Annotated in this window: 10 protein-coding genes; 1 reads left to right on the plus strand and 9 read right to left on the minus strand. The window is 35.1% G+C overall.

Features of this window, described 5'->3' with window-relative positions:
- Positions 1–7: 7 nt before the first annotated feature.
- From CA730_RS09190 to petJ, 6 genes are all read right to left on the minus strand, one after another.
- Entirely contained in the window at positions 8–3,532 is a 3,525-nt protein-coding gene (locus CA730_RS09190; RefSeq protein ID WP_096666577.1) for a WD40 domain-containing protein, read from the minus strand.
- Between the two features lie 14 nt (positions 3,533–3,546).
- Positions 3,547–4,920, minus strand: coding sequence for an AAA-like domain-containing protein (locus tag CA730_RS09195; protein ID WP_231940056.1), 1,374 nt, complete (start codon positions 4,918–4,920; stop codon positions 3,547–3,549).
- Entirely contained in the window at positions 4,917–5,936 is a 1,020-nt protein-coding gene (locus CA730_RS09200; protein WP_053537527.1) for a transposase, read from the minus strand. The genes CA730_RS09195 and CA730_RS09200 overlap by 4 nt, the downstream gene beginning before the upstream one ends.
- A 69-nt stretch (positions 5,937–6,005) precedes the next feature.
- Positions 6,006–6,365, minus strand: coding sequence for an AAA-like domain-containing protein (locus CA730_RS09205; protein WP_231940058.1), 360 nt, complete (start codon positions 6,363–6,365; stop codon positions 6,006–6,008).
- Positions 6,366–6,747: 382 nt separating this feature from the next.
- Positions 6,748–8,322, minus strand: a complete 1,575-nt coding sequence (locus CA730_RS09210; protein WP_096666580.1) for an energy transducer TonB — start codon at positions 8,320–8,322, stop codon at positions 6,748–6,750.
- A gap of 313 nt (positions 8,323–8,635) precedes the next feature.
- Positions 8,636–8,974, minus strand: coding sequence for a cytochrome c6 PetJ (gene petJ, locus CA730_RS09215; protein ID WP_096666583.1), 339 nt, complete (start codon positions 8,972–8,974; stop codon positions 8,636–8,638).
- Positions 8,975–9,238: 264 nt separating this feature from the next.
- Between petJ and CA730_RS09220 the strand changes: the two genes are divergently transcribed.
- Complete coding sequence (locus tag CA730_RS09220; protein WP_231940059.1) at positions 9,239–9,700, plus strand: hypothetical protein; 462 nt, start codon at positions 9,239–9,241, stop codon at positions 9,698–9,700.
- A gap of 20 nt (positions 9,701–9,720) precedes the next feature.
- On the opposite strand, the gene CA730_RS09225 is transcribed toward CA730_RS09220, so the two are convergent.
- The 3 genes from CA730_RS09225 to dcm are packed head-to-tail and all read right to left on the minus strand — an operon-like array spanning position 9,721 to position 12,481.
- A complete protein-coding gene (locus CA730_RS09225) occupies positions 9,721–10,860 on the minus strand; it encodes a histidinol-phosphate transaminase (RefSeq protein ID WP_096666587.1) in 1,140 nt (379 codons plus the stop codon).
- 46 nt (positions 10,861–10,906) lie between these two features.
- Positions 10,907–11,539 carry a YqiA/YcfP family alpha/beta fold hydrolase gene (locus tag CA730_RS09230; protein WP_096666590.1) on the minus strand — a complete coding sequence of 211 codons (633 nt, stop codon included), beginning with the start codon at positions 11,537–11,539 and terminating at the stop codon, positions 10,907–10,909.
- A gap of 12 nt (positions 11,540–11,551) precedes the next feature.
- The gene (gene dcm / locus CA730_RS09235; protein ID WP_096666593.1) at positions 11,552–12,481 is read right to left on the minus strand and encodes a DNA (cytosine-5-)-methyltransferase; all 930 of its coding nucleotides are present in this window, start codon (positions 12,479–12,481) and stop codon (positions 11,552–11,554) included.
- Between the last annotated feature and the right edge of the window lie 36 nt (positions 12,482–12,517).

The following is a 12,517-nucleotide window of genomic DNA, read 5'->3' on the forward strand; positions in this document are numbered from 1 at the left end:
GCTTCTTCTAACGATCGCACAAATGGCGATCAGAATGCTTCTCTTGGGGGGAATTATTTTTTCCTAAATTTTCTAATTCCTGATTATTCTGTAAGTAATCTTTTACCCAGTTACAAGCATAATCTAATTCATTCGTGGCAAAGATTTGGGGTAAATTCCAGATAATAGCAGTGCGATCGCCACTCACGGATACTAAACTTTTTCTATCAGCACTGAAAGTTAAAGAAGATACTACCGCCCGATGACCAAATAGGGTAATAATTGGCTTACCATCAAGATCCCAAAGATTGATTGTGTTTTCGTCACTAGCAGCAGCTATCATTTTTCCATCTGGACTAAATTTGATTTTGTTCAATCCAACTTTGGAAGTTACTAATGTTTTTAATAAGTTGCCATTGATTTGCCATAATTTGATAGTTCGATCATCACTTAACGATGCAATTAATTTACCATCAGGACTAAAGGTGACATCAAACACTTGGCCGTTATGTCCTTTTAAGGTGTTGAGGAGTTTACCCTCTCTATTCCATAGACGAACTGTTTTATCATAACTGGCAGTTGCTATTACTTGACCATCAGGACTAAATTCTACACTAACAATAGGCTCTTTATGTGCTTGGATAGTTTTTTGCCAGCGAAAACTAAAGGGTTTTTTGTAATCTCGTTGCCAAAGTCGGAGGGTTTGATCAAAACTAACGGAAGCGAGAAGTTGACCATCAGGACTCAAAGCAATATTATCAATCCCCGCTGTATGTCCTGAAAGAATATCTATGAGAGTGCCGTCTATGTTCCAGATTTTGATGGTTCTATCATAACTACCAGTTGCTAAATATTGGCTATCAGGACTAAAGACAAGTGAGGTAATGCCATTTTGATGTCCTTTTAAACTTTTGAGTAATTTGCCATGACGCTGCCAAATATTGATGACATAATCCCAACCTGTAGTAGCAATAATTTTACCGTTATGACTGATAGCAGCTTGTGTTAAGTTGAGTTGATGGCCTCTTAAAACTGTGAGTAAAGGATTTTGTAATTGCCAAAATTTGACACTATTATCTAAACTACCTGTAGCCAGAATTTTACCATCAGGACTCCAAGCGATCGCCCAAATTGCCTGTTGATGTCCTTCTAAAGTTAGTAAATCCTTACCGTCTATAGTCCATATTTTCACTACTTTATCCCAACTGGCAGCCGCAATAGTTTGACTATCAGCACTGAAAGCGATCGCTATTACTGAATGTTGCCCCTGAAAATTACTGATTTTTTTACCATTAAGATTCCAAATTTCTATTTTTTTATTATTACCACCTATAGCCAACAGCTTACCATTAGGAGAAATTGCTAAACCACGCACAGCATCTTGACCATGATTAAAACTAACTAATTTTTTCCCGTCTCGACTCCACAGAATTGCTTTACCATCAAAACTACCTGTTACTAATTTTTTACTATCGGGAGTAAAGAGAACTTTATAAATAGTTAATGGATGAGCCTTAATGATAGTGAGTTTTCTTGTTGCTAAATTCCACAATCCTAAATTACCATCATTCATGCCAATTGCTAAAAGTTGACCATCAAGACTTAAAGCTATACTTTTAACTTCTGCATTAACAGAGATAGTTTTCAACTCTTGCCCCTGCAATGACCAAAACTTGACAGTTTTATCAAGACTACCTGAAGCAATCATTTTGCCATCAGGACTAAAAGCAACTGTGGAAACTGTGGCATGATGACCTTTAAAAGTCCGAATTAATTGGCCATTTTTATTCCATAATGAAACTTCATCTCGATTAGTAATTGCCATCTTTTGTCCATCAGGACTCCAGGCTAAATCCCAAACCAAACTAACATTCTGACCTGATAAGCGATTACGTTCTTGCGCTCCATAACTGGCTTTACGAAGAACATTATCAGTTAGTTGATCCAGTTCAGGATAATTAATATTTAATTTTTTTAATTCTCTTTTTGCTTTAATAGCATCCATCAATGCTTCTAATTCTTGATGAGACTTAAAGCGACCATTGGCAGAAGATACTAAGGCTTTAATTTCACTAATTTTTGCTAATTTTTCATTCTGGAGAGATTGACGATATAACCAGAAAGCCATTCCTCCTAAACTGACAGAAGTTAGAAAAGCTGTGCTAATTACGGCCAACAAAAATTTTTGTAATTTAGCATTTTTGTGTTGTTCAAGTAGTTGAATTTCCATATTTTTAGCTCTTTCTGCTACTAAAACAAGCTGTTGTTCTTGGCGTTCTAATTCTGAACTTCTAGCTAAAAATTGATTGTCTAAATTTGTTAAACTTTTATCCCAAGCCCAAGCTTGAGCATCTGCTAGTGCTTGTCCTCTTAATAAACGAGATTCATCAGTTTGTTGAGAAGTTAACCACGCATCAAATGTTTGCGAGTAAGGACGTAAATTAGCTAATTGTCTTTCTACCCAATCCAAATTAAATACTTGGGCATAGATGCGATTTTTAAACGTTAATAATCCTGCTTGTTTAATAACTAAACCTGATAGCAATAATTCTATTTGTTCTCTACTATCATCAGATTTAACTTCTATACCTTGCAAAATTTGCTGGTAAATTCCCAATAATCTGCTGACAAGCTGTTGATTATAAAGTAGTCGATCTCGGATAGTTCTTAAATGTTCTGGTTCGTCTTGAGATTCCCAATTTTGAATAATATATTCATTTACAATATTATCTAACCAAAATTCTTCATAACCTTTAGCAAAATTTATATGATAATTACTTGTGTTAAAATTACTGATGAGATTACATAACTTTTGGGTTAAAAAAGGCTGTCCCCCTGTCCAACCTAAAATTTTTTTCATTACTGGGTACGAATTAGGTATTACTACTTCTAATCCTCTAATTAAAGAATCCACTTCTTCTATTTGAAATCCTTTTAACTCAATAGCTTGACCAATATTAAAAGGTGTTCTTTTTACATCTTGAATTAAATCTGATGGAGTAGCTACTCCAAAAATGGCAAATGTCAATCTTTGATATTCGGGATCTATGGCTCTTTGATTATAGCAGTATCTAATTAATGCAAAAAAATCATCTACCGGAAAATTCAAGCTGAGGATACTATCAATTTCATCTATAAAAATAATTAGCTTTTCGTCTGGAAGTTGAGTTAGTAATTCAGAAATAAACCGACTTAAGTTTTGGACCAAGGAAATATCATCTCCTGTTTGCCACCATGATTTTAAATTGAATTTTCCTAAAAGTTTAAATCCTCGGCATAAATCAGCGATTATTCCCTTATACCATTGACTTGGAGTAATATTCTCACCGCCAATATTCGTCATATCAACAGTTGTACATTTCAATCCATCTTTTTCTAAATGATGTTTAGTTCTTACTAGTAGGGATGATTTACCCATTTGACGACAGTTAAGAACATAACAAAACTCACCCTTTTTTAAAGCGTTATATATTTCTATATCTGCCTGTCTTTCTACATAACTAGGAGCATTATTTATGAGGCTACCACCGACTTGATATGTATAAGTATTCATATTAGTGATATTTATTATTCATCATAGCCAAATTTAAATTTAGAACTTAAGATAGTGCGATCGCGCCCTAATTTCTTAGCTTGATAAAGTGCTTGATCAGCCGCTTCAAAAAATTCTCTTAAAGAAAAATCTCCTGAAGGAATGATACAGGCAATTCCTAAGCTTATGGTTAAGCTAATCATGTTTGTTAATTGATTTTTTTTTGTTAACTCAGGAATTTTAATTCTCAATGATTTTACTGTTTCTCTGATTTCTTCAGCAATGAATATAGCTGCTTCTGCGTCAACTTGTGGCAAAATTAATACAAATTCTTCACCACCATAACGAGCAACTAAATGATCTGGATTTTTAATTACTGAATTAATTGCTTGAGCAATTTGACGTAAACAATTATCACCACTTTGATGTCCATAGGTATCATTATGAAATTTAAATTCATCCAAATCTGCTAATATTAAAGATAGAGGTTCTTGGATGTATGTCATTCTTTCCCATTCTATTTCCAAAGTTTCATCAAAACATTTACGATTAGCAAGTTGAGTTAGTTTATCAATATTAACTAACAATTGCAATTTTTCATTTTCTTTTTTTAATTTATCCCACGGAATAGCATTACTTTCTATTAGTAAATTTTTTTGAAAAAATAAACGATACAGTTCGCAAAAAGGTTCATAATTATAGCCACTTAATTTAATTAACCCTAAACTATCTAATTTATAAACCAAATTCGCTGACAAGTTTATGTTGCTATTTGGGGAATTGACAACTTGATTATATGCTTGAGACAATTCTGCATCTTGTAGCAATATATTGAGTATATTTCTTAAATATCCGCTGTAAATACATTTACCATTTGTACAATTATCTAATAGTTCTTCTAAGGAAATTTTTTGCTGGTGGATATAATATAACGCCTGATGAATTAGATATGGCTGTCCTCCTACCCAATACATTAAGTTTTCCACAGATTGAATATCACAGCAATCTAGTTTGTAACGTCTAGCTAATTCTGTGACTTGCTCAATGGTAAATTCTGGTAATTTCAATGACAACCCAACATTAAACGGAGATTGATTGATATTTAAAGGGATATAAACTTCAGTGGAGTGCAATAATACTAACCGAACCTTTTGCCAAGCTAGAGTTTGTTTACCTTGTTCATGCCAACTCCGTAGTAAAAGTGAAAAATCCTGGGCTATTTGTTGATGTTGAAAAACATAATCTACTTCATTTAAAATTAAAACTAATGGACTTTTAATTTGCTCTAATAAATAACTATCGAAATAAATTGAAGCACTAACTTTACTACCAATTTCCCAGAAATGTTGAATAGCGTAATAAAACTTTACATATTGAAATAAACTTAGCCTATAAGTGCTATTTTTCATCTTATCCAAATAAGTTTTCTAAACCAATGAACATAACTTATTTCCTGACACATATAGGACTGAAGATAACGGAGTTTATCTAATAAAGTTTTGCCAAATTCTTGCGGTATTTCTATTAGTTGCAATATCAAATAAGCGATTAAACAGCACATTATCTGAATTCTAATTCCATTCTCATTCTTTGTCATAAGTCTGTCTAACTTGAGGTGCATTTTTAAGAATTTCCATAACAATTCAATTTGCCATCTTTGTATGTAAATTTCCATAATCTCTTGATTACTAACTTGCTCTTCTCCTTCATTTAATAAGTTTGTTGCTAAACGAAATTCACTCTTAGTTTCTATATCACAAAATGCTACTACTCTAATTTCCACTTCTCTTTCATCTTTGCCAACTTTACAATTACCATTTTCTAGCATTTCTAAAGTGACATTATTTTTAATTCTTAAGACAAAAGCTTTATTTTTTTGTTGTTTTAATTCAGATATTCTTTCGGAGGATGCAAATCCTCTATCCATTATCCCTACTCCTTTTGACGGAATTGCTTCTACTGTTTCTTGTCCATATTTATGGTCATGTCCTTGCCCAAAATGAATCACCATTCCACCAACTTCTGATGTCAAACTATCTAACCCACAAAATAGTTTTACTTGATGATATCCTTGACTCCATAATAATTTACTTGTTAATGTAATAATTGTTGAATCTATAGGAAATAATGCTTGGGTTTCTTCCTTTCCTTTTTTCTTTCTCAGTTGATTGTTTAATTCAGTTATTATCTCCAAAAATACTTGAGTATCTCTCTTTTTACTTGCCTTGGAAAAATTTGATATTTTTAAATCTATCCCTTGATTATTTAGTCTTTGAAATAAATCTCTCATACTCACTATACTTTTATCCATGACATACTGTAACCACACTGATACAAATGAAAATGTGTCCAGAACTGGATAATCTTTTTTGGGCAATGGTTTCAATATTGTTTTGACCACTTCTGGGAAATTCTTTAAGCGCATAATTTGATAATTCTTTATCTATATTTTTTTAGATTGTATCAAATTATGGTACTTTTTTTTAATCTTTTCCTAACATTCAACACTTCTGCCAATTTCCTCATCCCAATAATCATCTAAATGTGATGCAAGTGACAACTGCCGAGCTACATTTACACAAAACCAGCGTAAAAAATTATTCAGGCTCAAAAAAGTTTGGGTATCTACTAGTTTAAAGTCTATAGTAACTACGGAATATTCATGTATTTGAGCTTGGTGAATTAGCTGTAACATTAAAGAACTTTTGCCCATTTGTCGAGGTGCTTTAATCCGAATCAAACTCCCTGGTTTGACTAATTCTGTATAAGCATCACTTTCAATGGGAGGGCGTTCAATATAAAATATGGAATTGAATGGTAGTGGATCACCTGGTAAAGTAATATTTTCCTGCATTTGAAATTTATTTTATGAGGTTTTATATTAATCTCCAATTTTACTACTTAAATCCAAAAGCACTCCTGTTCCTTGTGAATTATAATTATGTATTTTTAGCTTTTTTTAAGCATATTAGGAAAATCAGTCACAAAAATTAACACTCACCTTAAACTTTATTGTTTTTGCGGCTAATCTGGACATACCCTGATTCCTTTTTATAACTCCAAACCAGTTTAATTATCTTGTTTAGTATCTCATTAAAATGGTTCATTCACTTACGCCGCAGTGTACTATAGCGGTTCTCGATTGAGTGAGATACAATAAACCCACCCTCAACCCCCTTGCCGCAAGCAAGGAGTGGGCTATGATGTATCTCATGCAAGTGGATACCGCTATAGCACTATTCACTAGTAGACTCAGTTGGTGATGTAGTCACAGGTTCTAGTTGTGCGGGAGATTCTGCTGGTGGTGAGTCAGCAGACTTTTGACGACGACGGAGGACTTCTGCTAAGCGTCTCTGACTTTTTTGTACTCTTTCGGTTCTACCTTCGTTAGATTGATTACCTATGTCAGATTTTACGGGCTGAACTGAACCGCGACGGGCTGGAGATTCTTCTGTTTGCTTGGGTTGTTCAGGTTCAACACGCTGACGAGGTAGTGAAACTGGTTTACTTTTGGAGGGTGCAGATTCTTGTTGCCGTCTAGTTGTATTTTCGGAGGGGACATCAGTAATAATAGGATTTGTTTTTCTTCGATTGCGTGGAGGTGATTCTATGGGAGTGGAACTAGAAGCTTCTTGTTCAATTATTTTCTTAATGGCTTCTCGCCGTTTTTCTATTTGGCGTTCTTGAAGTTTACGGTGACGATTTGATCCTTTAATAGCAAAGTTAACTGAGGCTCTTACTCCTTCTCTTCCTGCTTCTGTGGGTGTTAATTTCCACTCTTGAGCAGCTTTTTGAGCAGCTTCATCTAGTTCACTATCACCACTGGAACGGATTAACCGCACCCTCGTAACATTACCATTATTATCAGTATCAATAGCAACTTCTGGATTTCCTTCTGCGCCCCGTCGTCTGGCTCTCTCTGGATACTTAATTTGACACTGTAGACAATCCGCACGATTCAATTTAGAACTGTTTTCGATGGGAGGTTTGGGTGCGGTAGCTACTGGTGTATTTTCTGGCCTTGCTGTGTTTTCCACACCGTTACCAAAACTGTTTCCAATACCATTACCAGAACTGTTTCCAATACCATTACCAGAATCTTTACCTAAAATATTTCTCCAGCGATGATCACCTAAATTATTTAAAATAGTTCTATTCTGCGAAACATCTGTGGAAGTCGTGGAATTGCTAGGGATATTATGAGAACTAATATTGGGTTGAGTTTCTGACTTGAATGGGATTTCTGTAGGTTTCGTTTCTGCCTGGGGTTGAATAGATGCTAGGGTATTTGAATTTTCATCTAATTTTTGGATTGGTTTGATTTCTGTCGGAGTTGTTGCTATTACTGGTTCAGGAATTGTGTTTGCTATGAAGTTATTTTTTATAGAATTTGGTGTGATTGCAGTTTTAGGAGACGTGAGCATTGGGGATTGTTTACTAATAAAGTTATCAGTATTTTTTGCTTGAGGCTGTTTGCTTACAGGTGCAACAGAAGACTTGATTTTACTAATGATCGTTGTTTTTGTTGGTATGGAAATTTTGCCGCCTTCATTTCCACCACCAGAATTTATTTTTGGTAGGGATTTCATCTCTACTGGTGGTTGGATTATTTTCTGAGGGAGAGTTTCTAAAATTGTTACTTCAATGGGTTTATTTGTAACTTCAGGTACTTTGAAGAAAAACTTATTAATAGCTAAAGCTAGTAGTCCAATATGTAATGCTAGTGAGCCAATAAAACTAAAGACCAGGAAAGTCTTTAAGGCTTCAGTTTCTTTTTCCCGCTGTTCTATAGTGATGCTTGATAAACTCATATTTTATGATTTAGTTATGAATAATATGATAGCAATACAATCGAGGGCGGGTTTTCCCCGCCCCTACGGGCTTTGCGATTTGCTGACTGCATCTCACAAAGATAGGACTTACGCCAGTGTCACACAAAAAATCTATTGTAGGGTGCGTCAGACTGTATAAATACTGACAATATACAGATATTTTATGTCTGATGCACCTTAAAATGTGCTAGTGCTAGTTGCGTAAGTTCTAAAAGAGTGAATACTGCTATAACTATAGGAATAATCAGCGAAAAGCCCTGCACATTGTTAGGTCATCAAGTTAGATGTAACTTTACTTTTCCCAGCCATTATCAGCTTGTTGTAGGACATAAGCAGCTACATCTTCTATTTGTGCTGGTTTTAACCTCCTACTAAAAGCTGGCATTGCGCCTTTACCCTTAGTAACTTGAGCAATAATGGCTTCTGCTGAATACATACCGTACTTTTCCAAATCTGCTTTTTTCAGGGTTTTGGCAGCATTAACTAAATTTTTACCACCCGCGTGACAAGAAGCACAATTAGCCTTAAATATTGCCGCGCCACTACCAGCGTCAGCGGCTAAAGCGGGACTACTGAAGGCAAAGGTGAAGATAGCTATGCCTAATAATAATACTGGGATTATTTTTTTCATGTGGTGTTCTCTCTACAACAATGGCTGAATCCGTGCAAATATCCTTTATAATTCTCATTTAATTTCGTGGGATTAGTCAAATGACAAGCTGTCAAACAAGGTGACTCTGGATTGATTGAAATCCAGCATTAATCCCATAGAATAGGATAATTAAAATGACTAAAGTGCGTGTTTATTTCTAAAATAAATGATACTGTCCAAGTAACACCAGGGAATACCGTATCAAATTATCACATTCAAATTAGTGTTATTAACCAAATTATCATGCCAGATGGAAATGGGCAATTTAATGGCTCTAAGCTCGTCACACTAATTCATGGTGGCAAGGTTCTCATGGTTAATAGTCGGACAAGGAATGGGTTAATACTTTTTAAAGAATACCATGCCGAGTTTGCTGGACCTGGAGCAGCGATTGGTGGAGATCATGATAGTGATTGCCAAGGGATTTTACCTATAGGCAATCTGTCTTTGTTGATTCCTGAATCCCATGAAGATCGTCAAAAAGCTTATTTGCTTAGGCGACAATGGATTCGCTTGATTAAACAAATTACGGAGGGTCAAATTGCTAAAGAGCGAGTAAAAAAGATTCTTGATCAGTTTGAGGTATTTTTCCCATCTGAAATAGTGGCTTGTATCCCAGATGAGGCTTTTGCGATGTTAGTAGGTGTGTTAACACAAACTGTAACGATTGTTCGTCACGTAGGCATTGATACAGAAAATGAATGAGTGGTAATTAGTTGCTACTTTTACAAAAATGCTTGTATTCGCTCCAGGGTGCGGGTGTTTTCTGCGGGTGTACCGATAGTGATTCTTAAGCCATTGGGTAAAAGTCTAATCAGAGTCCCTTGATTTCTCAGCTTTTGGTTGAGATTTGTTAAAACGGTGGTTGATAATTTAGAGTCATCGGTTTTAATCCGCAAGTAAATAAAGTTGGTGCTGCTGGGTGTAATTTCCAGGGTTGGATGTGCGGATAAGGCTGTGATCATTTTGGTTCTTTCGCTGAGGATTTGGGGGATTGACTCTAGCAAAAGTTGCCGATTTTCTAAGGCTACGAGGGCGGCGGCGATAGAAAAGCTGGGAAGATTGTAAGGAAGACGAACTTTTTCTAAAATGGCGATCGCATCTGGATGAGCGATACAATAACCTACACGCATGGCAGCCAGACGAAAGGCTTTAGAAAAGGTGCGTAATATTATCCAGTTAGGATGTTGTAATAATTCTCCGCCTAAGGTGGTTTGACTAAATTCAAAGTAAGCTTCATCAATAACTACTAAAATTTCTTCTGGTAAACTTTTTAACCATTCCAGTTCCGCTGCTGTTAAGGAATTAGCGGTGGGGGAATTGGGGTGAACGACAAAAACGACGCGAATGGGCGGATTTTGTGTTTGGGAAATGGCAGATTTTGCGGCTGCTAAATCAGTTTCAAAGTTGCTGTGATTTCTGCCTACTGTAACTACAGGAATGCCTAAAGTCTGGGCTAAAATTCCATACATGGAAAAGGTAGGATTGGCGACTAATATAGAACCTTCTCCCCCTAAACAGGTGGCAATTAATAGGGATCTAATTAATTCATCTGAACCATTACCGACGGAAATATTCGCAGCGGTGAAAGTTGAATTTTCTAGATTTGCTGATTCATTTACATATTGGGAAATGGCATTTTTTAGAGTCTCGTGTCCACCATCAGGATAACGATTAGTTTCAATAACTTGCTGATAAGTCCAGGCTAATTTTTCTTTGATTTCCGGTGGTAAATCCAAGGGACTTTCATTAGTATCTAATCTGTCAAATTGGACGGCGACTGGTTCAGCACTATCGCTACCAGGATGAGCTTTATAAGCGTTAAGTTGGGATAAATCGGAACGAATAAATTTAAGATTTGTCATTGGTAATTGGTAATTGGTAAAACTTGTCTTTGTTACATTTTGTTATTTATGATAATTGACAAAATGAATAAATTGCTTGCCAAATTTCATCGCTGACATTGCCTAAGCTATGATCACTATTAAATTCTATTAATTTTACCCAGGGACGGGAAATAGCAAAAGTGCGACTAGCTTGGATGGGGATTACTTCATCATGTTTACCATGTAAAATCAAGGTGGGAAGGGGACGTTGTAATAAATCTTCTGAATATTGTTTAGCATCGGTAACAAAATTATAATGTAGAGGCAGTGATTTTTGATAGCCATAATGATAAATCATCATATATTTCATTAATTGCCATAATTTTAATCTTATGCCTAATTTTGGCAACCAGTGGGATAAAAAACCGAAAGCTGGCGCTAATAATATTAGGCGTTGTACTTGTAAATGTTGTTGTGCTAAATGGGCAGATATCAAACCACCTAAGCTAGAACCAATGAGGGTTACAGGTTGGGAATTTGCAGGAAGATGAGCCGCAATTTGTTGAATTTGTCGAGTGATGGTTAAGTGAGTAAATCCGCCACTGTTTAGGTCAGGGATAGATATTGGGATGTGGTGTTGTGATAATCTTTGTTGAATGTTTTGGGCTTTTGCTGAATTTGGACTGGAAGCGAAACCGTGAAGATAAAGATAATTCATAAGTGATAATTTTCAATATATTGTCTTAATTACAGAATCAATCACAGTAGCAACACAAGGAATTGCGATCGCATTACCAGTTAATTTTCGCATGGTTTGATAGCTGCCTACTATTTTATAAGATTCTGGAAAACCTTGCAATCTCAACATTTCTCTTGCGGTTAATCTTCTTTCGCCGTTGACTAATAAATAATTATAAGATGCTCCTGCCCTCAAAGCACAGGAATAAGGATGTATACTAATATTACCAGATTTATTTTCATGCCATATTGTTGGTTGCTCATATTTTTGCTCAGGTTTGACTTTTTGTAACCGATTTTGGCGAATTTTTTCGGAAGCATAATAAAATTCAGAAACAGATTTTTCTAATATTTCTGATAAAGGCTGCATGGGCATTTTGATTAATGGCCAATTAAAGTTATGGTAATGATTTTGATTTTTTAAGCCGACGATTAAAATTCTTTCTCGTTTTTGTGGTAAACCGAAATTAAGAGCATTGAGAATTTTATAATCTGTATAATAGCCTAATTCTTTTAATGTATTAATAATTATTTTTAATGTTTGCCCCTGTTGATGTCCTTGTAATTGTTTGACATTTTCTAATATAAAGGCTGACGGTTGTTTATTTTTAATAATTCTGGCAATATCAAAAAATAATGTTCCTCTGGTATCTTCAAATCCTTTTAGTTCTCCACAAATGCTAAAGGGTTGACAAGGAAAACCACCTAATAATATGTCATGGTCAGGAATATCATTTTCGTCAATTTTGGTAATATCTCCTATGGGTGTTTCTCCAAAGTTTTCTGAATAGATTTTTTGGGCATTTATATCAATATCACTGGAAAAAACACATTGAGAATTAATTTTATAATTATCACAAATCTTTTCAATTGCTAATCTAAATCCACCTGTACCACTAAATAAGTCTATAAATTTGATCATTTTTTGATTTCGGTTTTATCCTTGTAGGACTTACGC

Source organism: Dolichospermum compactum NIES-806 (assembly GCF_002368115.1).
Taxonomy (GTDB): Bacteria; Cyanobacteriota; Cyanobacteriia; order Cyanobacteriales; family Nostocaceae; genus Dolichospermum; species Dolichospermum compactum.